The 14943-nt window shown below is 40.6% G+C and carries 11 protein-coding genes; 5 read left to right on the top strand and 6 right to left on the bottom strand.

Going from position 1 to position 14943, the window contains the following annotated elements; genetic code table 11:
• Positions 1-200: 200 nt before the first annotated feature.
• A complete protein-coding gene (locus D7V32_RS02605; protein WP_120401369.1) occupies positions 201-1682 on the bottom strand; it encodes a phospholipase D family protein in 1482 nt (493 codons plus the stop codon).
• Positions 1683-1882: 200 nt separating this feature from the next.
• Between D7V32_RS02605 and D7V32_RS02600 the strand changes: the two genes are divergently transcribed.
• From D7V32_RS02600 to D7V32_RS02580, 5 genes are all read left to right on the top strand, one after another.
• Entirely contained in the window at positions 1883-2998 is a 1116-nt protein-coding gene (locus tag D7V32_RS02600) for an S-(hydroxymethyl)glutathione dehydrogenase/class III alcohol dehydrogenase (protein WP_120401368.1), read from the top strand.
• A gap of 204 nt (positions 2999-3202) precedes the next feature.
• Positions 3203-4216, top strand: coding sequence for a flavin reductase family protein (locus D7V32_RS02595; protein ID WP_120401367.1), 1014 nt, complete (start codon positions 3203-3205; stop codon positions 4214-4216).
• Between the two features lie 23 nt (positions 4217-4239).
• Positions 4240-5409, top strand: coding sequence for a fatty acid desaturase family protein (locus D7V32_RS02590; protein WP_120401366.1), 1170 nt, complete (start codon positions 4240-4242; stop codon positions 5407-5409).
• 579 nt (positions 5410-5988) lie between these two features.
• A complete protein-coding gene (locus tag D7V32_RS02585; protein WP_120401365.1) occupies positions 5989-7044 on the top strand; it encodes a 3-deoxy-7-phosphoheptulonate synthase in 1056 nt (351 codons plus the stop codon).
• Positions 7045-7322: 278 nt separating this feature from the next.
• Positions 7323-8513 (top strand): PilT/PilU family type 4a pilus ATPase, encoded by a 1191-nt coding sequence (locus tag D7V32_RS02580; RefSeq protein ID WP_120401364.1) that lies wholly within the window; start codon positions 7323-7325, stop codon positions 8511-8513.
• A gap of 69 nt (positions 8514-8582) precedes the next feature.
• On the opposite strand, the gene D7V32_RS02575 is transcribed toward D7V32_RS02580, so the two are convergent.
• The 5 genes from D7V32_RS02575 to D7V32_RS02555 all read right to left on the bottom strand — a co-directional run bounded on the left by D7V32_RS02575 (position 8583) and on the right by D7V32_RS02555 (position 13935).
• On the bottom strand, positions 8583-9767 hold the full coding sequence (locus tag D7V32_RS02575) for an MFS transporter (RefSeq protein ID WP_120401363.1): 1185 nt from the start codon (positions 9765-9767) through the stop codon (positions 8583-8585).
• A gap of 255 nt (positions 9768-10022) precedes the next feature.
• Complete coding sequence (gene gcvH, locus D7V32_RS02570) at positions 10023-10397, bottom strand: glycine cleavage system protein GcvH (RefSeq protein WP_120401362.1); 375 nt, start codon at positions 10395-10397, stop codon at positions 10023-10025.
• 85 nt (positions 10398-10482) lie between these two features.
• Positions 10483-11511, bottom strand: coding sequence for an AraC family transcriptional regulator (locus D7V32_RS02565; RefSeq protein WP_120401361.1), 1029 nt, complete (start codon positions 11509-11511; stop codon positions 10483-10485).
• Positions 11512-11627: 116 nt separating this feature from the next.
• On the bottom strand, positions 11628-12077 hold the full coding sequence (locus D7V32_RS02560) for a MaoC family dehydratase (RefSeq protein WP_120401360.1): 450 nt from the start codon (positions 12075-12077) through the stop codon (positions 11628-11630).
• A gap of 1 nt (position 12078) precedes the next feature.
• Positions 12079-13935: an ABC transporter ATP-binding protein gene (locus D7V32_RS02555; protein ID WP_120401359.1), complete on the bottom strand. Its 1857-nt coding sequence runs from the start codon at positions 13933-13935 to the stop codon at positions 12079-12081.
• Positions 13936-14943 lie beyond the last annotated feature (1008 nt).

The raw sequence follows: 14943 nt of genomic DNA, 5'->3' as shown, positions 1-14943 counted from the left end.
AAAGCATAAAATTTTAAAGCAAGCGATTCAGCCTGTAAAACATTTGCGTACATCAATCGAATATAAGTCTAAATAACCAGCAAAACCTGATTATTGTTTTAACTGTTATGTTCTGGTGTTTTTATTGATTAGAAAAATAGTTATGAATTAATAATGCAAAGGCTAAGCGTTAAATGCTAGGCCTTATCATTGCATTGCAATTACATCATCCATTCAATTGGAAGATATGATACGGCTTTCATGCTAAAACGCTGAAACTTTGTTGTTTTGGGATCATGTTTTAATTCTTTAATTGAACCATCTGGCTGATGATCCAGCCAAATCAGTTCCTGTTTTTCGTTCAATTTCAGTTCATAAGCAATATGCGGCAGATATTGGTTCAGTGATTCGGTAATTTCATTTTGCAGCGATTCAGACTCAACGACCAATCCAACTTCGGTATTTAAATTGGCTGAACGCGGGTCAAAATTAAATGAACCTATAAATACCATACCGTCTATATCAAAAAATTTAGCATGCAGGCTGGAGGCATTTTTCCCCTTGGCGGGTATGACATTGCCTGTCATAATTTCATACCAAGTACGCTTCTCCCGTTCAATATAGGGTTTAAACTCATAGAGCTTTACACCGCTTTGCAGTAAAGGTTTGCGGTATTTTTTATAAAAAGCATGTACTAATGCGACATCATTTGCTGCAAAAGAGTTCGTTAAAACGCGGACTTTGACATTATTATCTGCAAGCCCAGTTAAATAATCCGTCCCTTTTTGTGTAGGAACAAAATAGGCTGAAACCAGTTCCATATGATGTTTGGGCTTACCCATAATTTGGGCCATTTGCCGATAGATCAGTTCATTTTGAGCTGCGGTACCGCGAGTTTTATTCGGATTATCGGCAATAAAATGTGCAGGTGCCCATTGAATCGGTTTGCTTTTTAAGCGGTCTGCAAGGTTCTGCCGTGCATATTCAATGCGGTTTTCTATACTGTTTTTCTGTATGGCATCCAGTTCAAAGCTCTTTCTTAGGCCGTGCAGCTCTTCTGCGGAAGCATTTCCTAATAACTGCGGGATGCCGTAACTCAGGTCATCGTTCCAAAAATTGATAAATACTTGATTGGCTTCAGTCAGCGCATTGCCATAAAAGAGGATATCGAGGTCGGTAAATTGGAAACTGTCACTTGCATCGAAGTATTCACGGCTAATATTGCGTCCGCCTGTCACAGCTATAGCGCCATCGGCGATAATAAGCTTGTTATGCATACGGCGATTAATGCTGTTGAAGCGAAATACGTAATCGATAACGCGCAATTTTCTATATTTATAAGGATTAAATAATTTAATAGAAAAATTAGGATGAGCTGCGAGCACTTTTAATAGTTCGTCCAGCTGTGTACCGTTTTGATCATCAATAAGCAGACGGACTTTTACTCCTCGATCAGCAGCTTTTAGCAGTTCCTGCAGCAGCATATGTCCAACAAAGTCGTTTTTCCAAATGTAATATTGCAAATCAATACTATGTTTAGCGTTGCTGATTAGGTGCAAGCGCGAAGCGATGCTGACAAAAGCATCATCCAGCGGTAAAAATGCAGTTAATCCCAGCGCCAGTTGAGTATCAGTATTTTTACCATTCAGCCAATATACGGCATGAGATTCCGCCGCTGATTTTTCATCTGCAGACTTATTCATAGGCAAACTGCATCCTGCTAAAGGCAATAGCATTAAGGAAAGCGAAAATCGATATATGAATGCGCATTTCTGCATATTTATTTTTGATTAATCTAAAAGTTATAAAGGCGGAATATCACCATGTTAAAGGTTGATTCTATGAATAAAAAGCGGTTACTGTAGCTAATCTGTTAAATTCAGCGATAAGGGAATAATTTACAATGAAATCACGTGCTGCAGTCGCATTTGGTCCGGGCCAGCCTTTAGAAATTGTGGAAATAGATGTTGCACCGCCAAAAGCAGGTGAAGTTCTTGTCAAAATCAGTCACACAGGTGTTTGCCATACAGATGCATTTACTTTGTCTGGTGATGATCCTGAAGGCGTATTTCCTGCAGTGTTAGGCCATGAAGGTGCAGGCGTAGTCGTTGAAGTTGGTGAAGGTGTAACTTCAGTTCAACCTGGAGACCATGTTATTCCGCTTTATACTGCAGAATGCGGCGAGTGCTTATTCTGTAAATCAGGTAAAACCAATTTATGCGTATCTGTTCGTGCAACGCAAGGCAAAGGTTTAATGCCGGACGGAACAACACGTTTTTCTTATAAGGGACAGCCAATCTACCATTATATGGGCTGTTCAACTTTCTCTGAATATACTGTAGTGGCTGAAGTCTCTTTAGCAAAAATCAACCCTGAAGCGAATCATGAACATGTTTGCCTGCTTGGCTGCGGTGTAACGACAGGTTTGGGCGCAGTTAAAAATACGGCAAAAGTGCAAGAAGGCGACACTGTTGCGGTATTTGGCTTAGGTGGTATTGGTCTTGCGGTTGTTCAAGGCGCTAAAAAAGCTAAAGCAAGCCGTATTATTGCCGTCGATACTAATCCTGAAAAATTCAAATTAGCTGAAGAATTCGGTGCAACTGATTTTGTAAACCCAAAAGATCATGAGCGTCCAGTTCAAGAAGTGATTGTTGAAATGACGGATTGGGGTGTAGATCACTCATTTGAATGTATTGGCAATACCAATGTGATGCGTTCAGCGCTTGAATGCGCGCACCGCGGCTGGGGCCAGTCCATTATTATTGGTGTGGCTGGTGCGGGTCAGGAAATTTCCACACGCCCATTCCAGCTGGTGACAGGGCGTTCTTGGCGCGGTACTGCATTTGGCGGTGTCAAAGGCCGTTCACAGCTGCCGGGTATGGTAGAAGAAGCCATGAGCGGCGATATTCAGCTTGAACCATTCGTGACGCACACGATGGGGCTGGACAAAATTAATGAAGCATTTGATTTAATGCATGAAGGTAAATCCATTCGTTCTGTGGTGCATTTTGAAGAATAATCTAAAATTTAAGCCCAAAACCTGAATTAAAAAACCAAGCTTCGGCTTGGTTTTTTAATATATTGTCAGACAGAATGATTAAAAAAGTGAGTAAAACATGATCATTGACCTAAAATGACATAGTCCGCTTTTTATAAGACCAGTATCGTAGCTCTAAACAAAATAACAGTTGCATATTAATTACGGATTATTTGAGAGAATGCTATGAATACAATGGTTTATGAGCCTGAATGGGTGCGTGAGGACTTTGTTGACTTTATTGGCGAAAAGTTACATCCAACTTGGGCGTGGAAAAAGGTAAAAGCGAAGTTAGTGGCAAAACGCGGGCTGAGTTCAAATTTTAATGAGCTAACGTTTAAACCCAATCACAATTTTAAAGCAAATCAATTTCAAGCCGGCCAATCGGTTTTGGTTACGCTTGCCATCAAAGGTGTGCGCCAGCAGCGCAGCTACAGTATTGTTTCAATAGATGAGTATGGCGTAACTATCGCAGTCAAGCAGCAAGGTCTAGTCTCGAATGCTTTAGCTGAATTACCGCAAAATGCTGTTGTAGAGCTGTCACAAGCTCAAGGTGATTTTGTACTCAATACGCAGAGTCAAAGACCTATATTATTTATTGCGTCAGGAAGCGGAATCACTGCGATTTACGCACAGCTTAAGCAAGCGCTAAAATTGAATCGTCTAATTGCGCTCATTTATTTCAGCCGTGACTGTGCGTATGGTCATGAACTTGAAAGCTTAAATCAGCTGCATGAACACTTTAGCTATCATTTGATCCAAACTCTAAAAACCAAGCAGCATTTCAGTGAAGATTTGTTGGAACAGCTGCTGCCGGATTTCACCAATTATGACTGCTATGCCTGCGGTGCCAGCAGCATGATGCACAGCATTATTTCCCTCTATAAACAGCTGGAATTAAGTCATCAGCTGAAAACTGAATACTTTATGCTGCCAAATGACGCTGCTGAACCACAGCCTGTGACTTTTACCCGCGCACAGCAAGCGTTTTTAGCAGACAGTAATTTGTTAGCTAGTGCAGAAAAAGCAGGGCTTAAGCCCGCACATGGCTGCCGTATGGGTATTTGCAATACATGTTCATGTACGAAGGTTCAAGGTTCTGTACGCAATTTGCTGACCGGTGAAGTAGACCATGCAAGCAATACACAGATTAAACTTTGCATTTCGCAAGCTGTCAGTCCTGTTGTTATTAATTTATAAATGAGTCAGGGGAGAAAAACAAAATGAACAAACCCGCAAATTTCAGCCAAAACAGCAAGTCGCGTTATCTTAGCTCAGAACAAGTTGAAGAAATGGGCGCAAAAATTGAGGCGCTGCGCCGTGAAATTATGGACAGCCTGAATGAAAAAGATGCTGAATATATCTATAAAATCCGTAATTTTGTGCGTTACAGTGAAATCGCGTCACGCGGCATGCTGATGTTTGCAGGATGGATACCTCCAGTTTGGCTGTTAGCCACAGGTTTATTGGGTGTTTCCAAAATTGTGGAAAATATGGAGCTGGGCCATAACGTTATGCATGGTCAATTTGACTGGCTGAATGATCCGTCGCTCCATGGCGCTTCCTATGATTGGGACACTATGGCTACAGGTCAGGATTGGAAATATACGCATAACTATGTGCATCATACGTATACCAATATTGTTGGGATGGATCATGACGTAGGCTACGGTCTAATTCGAGTCAGTGATGCCCAGCGCTGGGAACCGCGTTTTTTATTGAATGTTCCGCTGGCTGCGCAATTGATGCTGTTTTTTGAATGGTATGTCGGTATTCAAAGACTGCATTTAGAAGACGTGATTGCTTATAAAACCAAAACTTGGGCTCAAGTTTGGCAAGATGCTGCCGATGTGCGAAAAAAAATGAAACGTCAAATTTTAAAAGATTATGTATTTTTTCCACTCATTGCTGGCCCAAATGCGATCCCCGTTTTTGCTGGAAATGCTGCGGCAAACATTATTCGAAGCTTATGGGCGTCTGCCGTTATTTTTAATGGCCATTTTACTGAAGATGCTGAAAACTTTGAAATGGATAATATTGAAAATGAAACCCGCGCCGAATGGTACTTGCGCCAAATCCGAGGCTCCAGCAACTTTACTGGCGCGACATGGCTGCATATTTTAAGCGGCAACCTAAGCCATCAAATTGAGCATCATCTGTTCCCAGATATGCCTGCCAACCGCTATGCAGAGGCTGCACCTAAAATTAAGGCATTATGTGCAGAATACGGCGTGAACTATAACGAAGCGGGTTTTGTGAAGCAATTTAGCAGCGTATGGGTGAAAATTGCGAAATATTCACTGCCTAATGATTGGAAAGCAGAAGCTAAGCATTATGCAGCTAAAGCAAAGACCAGTTTAAATGCTTTGCTTGCAGATAAATTAAAATTCTAAAGATTGTTTAAATGCTTGAATGCCTTGTCTCCATATGTAAGGCATTCATTTTTTAACTAGATTAAGAGTACAAGTCTATGTGTTTAAGTTATACAGTGTCTAATCGCTAAGAGAAGCCTAAAAGTAACAGCATCAAGTCGGATTTTGAAATACTGTAAAAATAACAAATATTTTTCTGTTTAAATTGCATAAAAACTATTGTCAAAGTAGGGAATACAGCGTATTTTAAAATACAGACAAGCACCTTTTTTGATGAAATCAAAATGATAAAGCAGCCAGTTGTTTCTAACGCATCGTATTATTTTTGGCAATTTAGATAATTGCCTGAGTCAATTCGGGCAAAGAAATGGTTGCCCACCAAGTTTATACCTGATCGGCAACTCTGATCAGGTTTTTTTATGTCTTGATTTTTATAAGTTTTTTGGAGAAATTTTCATGGCAACTCAATATTCATATTTTAGCGGTTCATATTGGTTTTATTTTAGTCAGTTTATGACCTTACTGCAGAAATCCATCAGACATACATTGCTCAAATAAAAGATCGGACTGTATATAGCAACAGTCCAAAGGGAAAACGAAATGAACGCGTTAAATATTGCATTACAACAAACAGCTGCTCAAGAAACGATTTTAACTTTACCGCACCAGCTTAAGGCACAAATGCCAGTGTCTGCTGCGCTTGCTGCACAAATTGAAGAACAGCGCCAAATTATTCAAAATATTTTAGAAGGTACGGATCGCCGTTTATTGGTGATTACAGGCCCATGTTCTATCCATGATCCAGCGGCTGCGCTTGAATATGCAGAAAAACTAAAAAACATTCAGGCGAAAGTAGAAGATCAAATTTTCCTCGTTATGCGCGCTTATATTGAAAAACCGCGTACAACTGTCGGCTGGAAAGGCTTCTTATATGATCCGCATTTAGACGGCTCATCTGATATGCAAACGGGTTTAGAAAAATCACGTGCATTATATTTACAAATTTTGGACATGGGTTTGCCTATAGCCTCTGAAATTTTAAGCCCAATGGCAACAGCATATTTCGATGATTTGCTGGCTTGGGGAGCTATTGGCGCACGTACCAGTGAATCACAAATCCACCGTGAAATTTCTAGTCATATGCCGTACAGCATTGGTTTTAAAAATGGTACGGACGGCTCAATCCAAATTGCTTTGGATGCAATTCAATCTGCATCGCAGCCGCACCAATTCATGGGTTTGAGCCAATCAGGCATGCCAAGTATTTTACTTTCCAAAGGTAATCCTAAAGCCCATCTAGTTTTACGCGGCTCAAACACAGGTCCAAATTACCAAGCTGCTGAAATTGAAAAAATTAAAGCTAAGGCTAAAGATGAGTTGCCAGCACTTGTCATTGACTGCAGTCATGGCAACAGCAGCAAAAATCCAATGCTGCAGCCAGAAGTGCTTCGTACCATTGTGAATGAACGCCATTTGACCAATGTTCGCGGAGTTATGCTTGAGAGCCATTTAGTTGATGGCGCACAAAAAATTTCTTGTGATATGACTTATGGTCAATCTGTGACTGATGGCTGCTTAGGCTGGGAGAATACCGCTGCAGTTCTTGCAGAAATAGCAGAAAACATGCGTACAGTTATGATGAGGCAGTCAGCATAATTTAAGCTATTCATGTCATCTATAAAGTCGGCTGCATCAGTGAAATGTGCGGCCGATTTTATATTTTTAAATATTTGAGCACAATGCCGGACAGAGCCTCACTGAATATTTAATTATTTTTTGATATACAGCACAGTTATCTATAAAAATGTGAATAAAAATAATAATTTATATTTGAGTGTGAAATTGAAAACATGCACAATTATCATTGTAAAAAATATATAAAACAGAGCATTCATGCATTTGTATGCTGACTTTGATCTAGGGGATGTTTCACTATGTATTCTGCTGAGTTGCTGGAAGAAGCGCGCCGCTTAATGTTTCACATGCTGTCAAAAGTTGTGGAATATGGCGGTTCAGACTTATTTATTACAGCAGATTTTCCGCCTAGCATTAAGCATCAGGGCCTTATGAAACCTTTTGGTCAGCAAGTTCTGACAGCGGATAAAACCAAGCTTTTTGCCTATAGTTTAATGAATGACAAACAGCGTGCAGAGTTTGAAGCCGAACTGGAGTGCAATTTTGCAATCAGTGTTCCAGAAATTTCACGTTTTCGTGTCAATGTCTTTCAGCAGCAGCTGCAAGTTGGCATGGTCATCCGTACCATTACAAATGAAATTCCAAACTTTACTCAGCTCAAACTGCCAGCATCTTTAAAGCATGTGATTATGGAAAAACGCGGGCTAGTTTTAGTTGTTGGCGGTACGGGTTCAGGTAAATCAACATCTCTGGCAGCGATGATTGATCACCGTAATGAAAACTCCCCGGGGCATATCATTACAGTTGAAGACCCCGTTGAATATGTACATAAGCATAAAAAGTCGATGATTACACAGCGGGAAGTTGGTGTGGATTGCCACTCTTGGCATAATGCGCTGAAAAATACCCTGCGTCAGGCGCCAGATGTCATTTTAATTGGCGAAATCCGTGATACAGAAACGATGGAGCATGCGATTGCATTTGCTGAGACAGGCCATTTATGTCTAGGCACACTGCATGCAAACAATGCGAACCAGACCTTAGACCGTATTATTAACTTTTTCCCAGAAGAGCGCCGTAATCAGCTGCTGATGGATTTATCTTCTAATATGAAAGCAATTATTTCACAGCGCTTAATTCGTACTGAAGATGGTAAAGGCAGGCGTGCAGCCATTGAAATCATGCTGAATACGCCGTTAGTTTCAGATCTGATTTTAAAAGGCGAGTTCCATGAGCTTAAAGCGATTATGGCCAGATCACGTGAATTAGGCATGCAAACTTTTGATCAAGCGTTGTTTGATTTGTATAACGAAGGGGCTATTTCTTATGAAGAGGCTTTACGCAATGCAGATTCCACAAATGAACTGCGCTTACAAATTAAATTAAAAAGCAGCCGCGGTGCGCCTGGTGCGGCCAGTGAATCTGCTTTCAGCATGATTCAGGAAAAAGAGCCTGAAAGTGAAAGCGCCAGTGAAAATCAAGCGTCTTAAGAGAGTAGCATTCAGAATAAAGATAAAAGGCATGAAATTTCATGCCTTTTATCTTGCCGCTGCATAAGATTACTTTTGAATTGCGGTTTTGAAATCAACGGCATATTTATAGTAAATGACACTCAGTAAAGTCAGTATGCCGCAAAGCGCATAGGCTGCTGTGTAGCTATAGCCTGCGATCACAAAGCCAAGGGCCAGCGAGCCAGCGGCAATGCCAATATCATAGCAAGTAAAATAAGTTGAGGTTGCATGACCTATGCGGTCTTTAGGCGAACGCTGAATTGAAATTGTTTGCAAGCAAGGCTGTGCTGAACCGAAACCGATGCCAATAAACACTGCTGCAATCATAAAGCCTATAACACTTTCAATTTGACTGAGAATAAATAAACCGATAGCAAAGGTGATTAAGGCAGGGTAAACCACATAATTGGGGCCTTTACGGTCATAGATTTTACCTGTAATTGGGCGCAGGCTCATCATAGAAACAGCAAATACGATGAAAAATATCCCTGCGTATTGCAGCATATTTTTTGATTCCGCAAAGGTGGAAATAAAAGACATGATGCTTGCATAGGAGAAAGATACAATCATTGCCAAGACGGATACAGGCAGCGCTTTTTTCTCAATAAAGTCTTGCAGGCTCAATTTGCGTTTTTCTTGCTTTGCTATAACTTTCTGCTGATTTTGCATAGGAATCAGCAGACACATCGTAAAACCAAGCCAAACTACGGCAGCAAGCAAAAGAGAGAGATGCTGATATGACCAGCTTTGGATGAGACTCAGCCCAATAAATGGCCCCAATACAATTGCTAAGTTAATCGATACGAGAAAATAGCCCATACCTTCGCCTTTACGTTTTGCTGGAATAAAGTTATTGGCGATGGGTACTGTGACAGTTGTTAAAATACTGAACCAAATACCATGTAAAAAGCGGATCAGCATCAGCACCGTCAGGTTATCTGCAAAGGCATAGGCAATGGTAAATAAACAGAACAATGATTCAGAAATATACAGTGTTTTTTTATAGCCTAATTTTTCAATAATTAATCCACTAAAAGGGCGTACAGCTATAGCTGAAATCATGAATAGCGTCATTGCTAAACCAGCTTGCGCCACACTGCCATTCAACTCGTTGACAATGTAAATAGGAAGAATAGTCGTTTGCGCAAAATAAAAAACAAAAAGAAATAAGTTATTGAATAAACAAAGAATAAAGGGCTTATTCCATAAATGTTCATCATTTATAGCGTTCATATACTACCTAAATATCAGAGCGTTGGAAGATTAAAAATGCCCGCTGCAAATTTTATTATTTGAATGATTTGCTTCGGTCTGGGGGGCAGTATTATTCTAATACTAAAGTATATGAAAAGTACACTATTATAATAATTAAAAATTATATTTTTAAAATTTTTAGATTTTTTTATATGAAATTATCTTAATTTGATATTTTAGTGCAATTAAAAAAATCAGCCAAAAGGCTGATTTTTTTGTACATAAATCTATTTTTTATAAGCCAGATTCGTATTCTTCGCTGCTGAGCAGCGCGTCTACATCGGCCATGCTGTCTGGCTTGATTTTATAGATCCAGCCTTTGTCATAAGGCGAGTCATTGACGAAATCTGGATCATCTTCCAAATTTGGGTTGACTTCTACCACAGTGCCAGAGACAGGCGCATGGATATCTGATGCCGTTTTTACGGATTCAACAACACCAGCTTGATCACCCGCAGTAATGTGCTGACCAACGTCGGGCGCTTCTACATAAACTAAATCACCTAATGCATCCTGCGCATGGTCTGAAATACCAGTCACAACAAGATCACCTTCAATACGCACCCATTCATGTGTACGGGCATATTTTAACTCTGAAGGATGATTCATGGATAACTCCTTAAAACTATTAAAGTCATTTTTGGCATGTTTATACATGCTTTTGGCTCAAAACAAAAGAATTAATCGGACACAATTATAAATATGGATCTTTGCGCCAGTTGCTTGGGCTGCGGCCGCTCCAGCGTTTAAAAGCACGGCTGAAGTTTGCGACATCACTATAGCCAAGTTCATCGGCAATTTGTTCTAGAGTAAAGTCCGTACGGGAAAGCAGTGATGTCGCATGACGGTAGCGGACTTCATCGACAATCGTGGAGAATGATGTGCCTTCAGCTGCCAGCTGCCGTTTTAAAGTCCGGTCTGACATATGCAGCCGTTCTGAAACAGATTCAATGCTTAAATAGTGCTGTTCTGAGTTGGTCAAAATATCACGCACCCGCATAGAGATCCGGTGGCGCTCACCAAGGGCCGAAAGTTCGGCTTCACATTGGTTAATTGCAATTTGGCTGGCAATAGGGTCTGCATGCACCAGTTTATTTGACAGATAGCTTTTATCAAAGCTCAACAATAAATGCGGCTGATCAAAACGGAAAATATAGGATGAGTATTTGGCTTTAAACCGTTCAAACCCTTCAGGCTCAGGGAAGTCAAAGTCAATTTCACCTGAACCGTCTTCGATACCGGTAATTGCTTTGCCCATACTGACAAGGCCAAGCATGAGGGCAATGGAAATTTCCGTGCGTATTGGTTCAAGCTGAATATCTGTTTGCAGCTGAATTGTGGCTTTCGTACCAAAAGTAGAGAAAAACAGCTGTAAAAACGGTAAGCGCAGCTGAATAAATCGGTTTGCAAGGACAAGAGCATCCGTAATGCTGCTGGCTGTCATAATGGCATAGCCAATAAAGCCATGAATGGAAATGCGCATCTGATTGCCTAAGTGATAGCCTAAAGTCGGCTCACCCGTGAGACGCAAAGCGTGCTTGATGAGTTCATTCGCGACAGCAGTCGGAATTCGGAAATCGGGATCTGCAAGCTGTTCGCTGCTGAGGTTGTAGGGTCCGAATAGAGTTTCATCATTATAGCCCCATCGAGAAACTACATCGAGCAGCAATAATCCATAAACGCCTGGAATGCCTTGATCTTGACGGGAAGAAATTGTTTTCATGCGCGATCCGTTGCAATCTTTTATTTTTTATATATAGGCTTATATTGGCATGAAATCCATTACAAGCCTATCAATATTGTTGGACAATCTGCTTTCACAAACTAGAACAATTCAGCTTATTCTGGCAAAGTATCTTTTTTAAAAACGACAATTTTTGTTGTCGAGATTAGCAGAACATCTCGGTTTTGATTGAGTGTTTGTGTGACATAAGTCACTATAGCACGGTCGTTTTTAGTTCTTGAAGGGTTAATTGCTGCTATTTCAACTTCCACATGTATTTTGTCGCCAGGACGAGTCGGTCGCGGCCAGCGCACACTGCTTTCAGAGCCAATTAATCCATGTGCAATGGGAAAGCATTCAGTCCAGAGGCGCATAGTTACAGCTGCTGTGTGCCATCCGCTGGCAGCAATTCCTTGGAAAATCAAATGTTCTTCGGCTTCTTTTTCATTGGTGTGAAATGGCTGAGGGTCATAGGCATGTGCAAACTGCTTAATTTCCTCTAAAGTCATTTCATATTCACGGCTGAAGAAACGGTCACCGATTTTAATATCTTCCAAATACAGCATGTTATTCAAGTCCTTCCTTATTTACCTGAGCTTTCTGTTCTAAAAGCATTCCGCCAGTCTGGCGCTGCCAAAGCTGAGCATAGATGCCGTTTAAAGCAACTAATTCGTCATGCGTGCCTTGTTCCGCAATTTTCCCTTGATCTAATACAATTAAACGGTCCATTTGAGCAATAGTTGAGAGGCGGTGCGCAATTGCAATGACTGTTTTGCCTTGCATTAGGTCATCCAAACTGGCTTGGATAGCTGCTTCAACTTCTGAGTCTAATGCGCTGGTTGCTTCATCTAAAATTAAAATGGGTGCATCTTTTAAGAAAACACGCGCAATGGCAATTCGCTGTCTTTGTCCGCCTGACAGTTTTACACCGCGTTCGCCAACAAATGCTTGGTAACCTCGCTGTCCCCGCAGATCCATTAATTGAGGGATAAATTCTTCAGCTTTTGCCTTGCGCACCGCTGCAAACATTTCTTCATCTGATGCGTCTGGGCGGCCGTATTTAATATTTTCTTCAACGGTACGATGCAGTAAGGATGTATCTTGCGTAACTAAAGCAATACTTTTTCTTAAACTATCTTGAGTAATATCTTCTATATTTTGACCATCGATAGAAATACGACCTTCGTTGATGCTGTAAAAACGCAGCAGCAATTGGATTAGGGTTGATTTTCCAGCCCCAGAGCGCCCAACAATACCGACTTTCTCGCCGGGCTTAATGGTTAAATTCAGTTCATCAATGACGTTTTTGCTGCCATAGGAAAAACTGAGGTTTTCAAATTTGATTTCACCCTGCGTTACTTTAAGTTCTGCTGCATCGGGTTTGTCTTGAATGGTGATTGGGCGGCCAAGGGTTTTCATGCCGTCCTGAATAGTGCCGACATTTTCAAATAAAGCAGAAGTCTGCCACATAATAAACTCAGCAATACTGCTGAGTTTTAAAATCATGGCAGTTGCTGCCGCAATGACCCCTAACTCCGCTTGACCTTGCAGCCATAAATAAACGGCCATGCCAATCACACCGCCGTATAGGACAATATTCAAGATACTAATGCTGATGGAGTAAAGTGCGCCTAAGCGCATTTGTTTAAATACAGTCACCATAAACTGCTGCATGGAGGATTTTGCATAGCTGCTTTCTCGGCCAGCATGGGCAAACAATTTGACCGTTTGAATATTTGTGTAGGCATCGGTGACGCGGCCAGTCATTACGGCGCGGGCATCGGCTTGCTGGTTAGAAATTTGGCTTAGACGCGGAATAAAATAAGACGCTGAAGCAATAAACAGCACCAGCCACAGCATCAGCGGAATGAGCAGCATTGGGGAAATTGCCATAAAAACGAGGCTGACAGTGACAAAATAGATCAGCACATAGGCCAGCATATCGCCTAAAATAATCCAAAACTCACGTACTGCAAGCGCTGTTTGCATCACTTTGGAGGATAAGCGCCCAGCAAAGTCATTATGGAAAAAGTCTAAGCTTTGACGTAAGAGCAGATTGTGAAAGCGCCAGCGCAGGCGCATTGGAAAACTGCTGTATAGCATTTGGTGTTTAACAATGGTTTGCAAACTGGAGAAAAAGACATTGGCCAGTAAAATGCTAAACAAAATGATTAAATTCTGCTGATGATTAGCCATAAAAGTATCGGGCTGGCTTTGGCTCAGCCAATTAACTAAATCTCCAATTTTTGCATACAGCAGCGCTTCAAAACTTGCCGCACCTGCAGTACATAATACTAAAAGCAGTAAATAGCGTTTTACGCCTTCTGCTGATTTCCAAACAAAAGAAAAGAACGTGGTTGGCAGCGGCTCATTTAAGCCTTTCTCTGGGTAGGGATCGACCAGCTTTTCAAACCACTTCAGCATAGGTTACACCTTTAATCTGTAATTCCGCGCTATCTAAGCGTTTCATAAAAAATCGATAATTTACATATTCTGAGTATTTCTAGAATGAGCATATGAATGCATGCAAACATTAAGAAACACATGTGAATAGACTTAAATCTCCCCCCGAAGTTACGCCATAATGAAAAAAATGGTCAAGGCGTAAATTCATGGGCACAGTTTCTGTAAGAGCATTATCTGACGGTATTTTGAGATATAGAGCTGAGATCTGTATTAACCGCAGAGAGTATCCAGTTTACAAGGAAAGTAAAACTTTTAGCACAAAAAAACTTGCTGAAAAGCGGTTAAAGAAAAAGAGAACTTGAGATCGAAGTTAATCAAAAGATGTAGTCACTGCATTAGCATTCAGCTATATGATAGAACGCTATCTTGAAACGGTTAGCAGTGTCGCTTTCAGAAATAAGTATTGGCCAAAATAAAGAGTTGAGGAGTCATCGATTATGTGTCTAATTTTTGGAGGCTATTCATACTTCACCTATAAAGGTCATCTAGTGTGCTTTAGTGTATGCCATTCCCAACAGTTAAAAAGTTAGATGTATTTTGTCAGATCTGATAAATCAGCATGAAAAACCTGAAAAGATACTGATTGATTTCAAGGTTTATGCAGAGTTGATGAATGATCGGTATTTTTTAAGGAATCTGCGAAGGCCGTAATGGGTCCAAATAAGCGGGAGTATAAGAATTAAGGTCACTCAAGCAGTGGACGTTTTTATATAATTGGAAAATTATTATTTATATGTAAGTGCATGTTAAATCTTATATTTAGAAACAAAGAAATATTGATACTAATCTTAATAGTTGTTGGCGGAATTTATTATTCAATTAAATCCAATAACAGGGTTTCTCTATCATCGCCTAGTCAGATCGATTTCCATTGCAGCGGTATAAACGTGCCTTCGGAGATAGGTTTTAATAATATTGAGCTATTTTGTTCGTGTATCAGAATGGGGGACATCTCGAGAAAAGAAG

The organism is Acinetobacter tianfuensis, from assembly GCF_003611465.1.
In the GTDB taxonomy this organism is placed as follows: Bacteria; Pseudomonadota; Gammaproteobacteria; order Pseudomonadales; family Moraxellaceae; genus Acinetobacter; species Acinetobacter tianfuensis.
This window is presented reverse-complemented; position numbering and strand designations above follow the sequence as displayed.

Bases quoted from the DNA above. Each gene is read 5' to 3' on its own strand.
- D7V32_RS02605 (WP_120401369.1), bottom strand. From the start codon at position 1,682: ATGAATAAGTCTGCAGATGAAAAATCAGCGGCGGAATCTCATGCCGTA.
- D7V32_RS02600 (WP_120401368.1), top strand. From the start codon at position 1,883: ATGAAATCACGTGCTGCAGTCGCATTTGGTCCGGGCCAGCCTTTAGAA.
- D7V32_RS02595 (WP_120401367.1), top strand. From the start codon at position 3,203: ATGAATACAATGGTTTATGAGCCTGAATGGGTGCGTGAGGACTTTGTT.
- D7V32_RS02590 (WP_120401366.1), top strand. From the start codon at position 4,240: ATGAACAAACCCGCAAATTTCAGCCAAAACAGCAAGTCGCGTTATCTT.
- D7V32_RS02585 (WP_120401365.1), top strand. From the start codon at position 5,989: ATGAACGCGTTAAATATTGCATTACAACAAACAGCTGCTCAAGAAACG.
- D7V32_RS02580 (WP_120401364.1), top strand. From the start codon at position 7,323: ATGTATTCTGCTGAGTTGCTGGAAGAAGCGCGCCGCTTAATGTTTCAC.
- D7V32_RS02575 (WP_120401363.1), bottom strand. From the start codon at position 9,767: ATGAACGCTATAAATGATGAACATTTATGGAATAAGCCCTTTATTCTT.
- gcvH (WP_120401362.1), bottom strand. From the start codon at position 10,397: ATGAATCATCCTTCAGAGTTAAAATATGCCCGTACACATGAATGGGTG.
- D7V32_RS02565 (WP_120401361.1), bottom strand. From the start codon at position 11,511: ATGAAAACAATTTCTTCCCGTCAAGATCAAGGCATTCCAGGCGTTTAT.
- D7V32_RS02560 (WP_120401360.1), bottom strand. From the start codon at position 12,077: ATGCTGTATTTGGAAGATATTAAAATCGGTGACCGTTTCTTCAGCCGT.
- D7V32_RS02555 (WP_120401359.1), bottom strand. From the start codon at position 13,935: ATGCTGAAGTGGTTTGAAAAGCTGGTCGATCCCTACCCAGAGAAAGGC.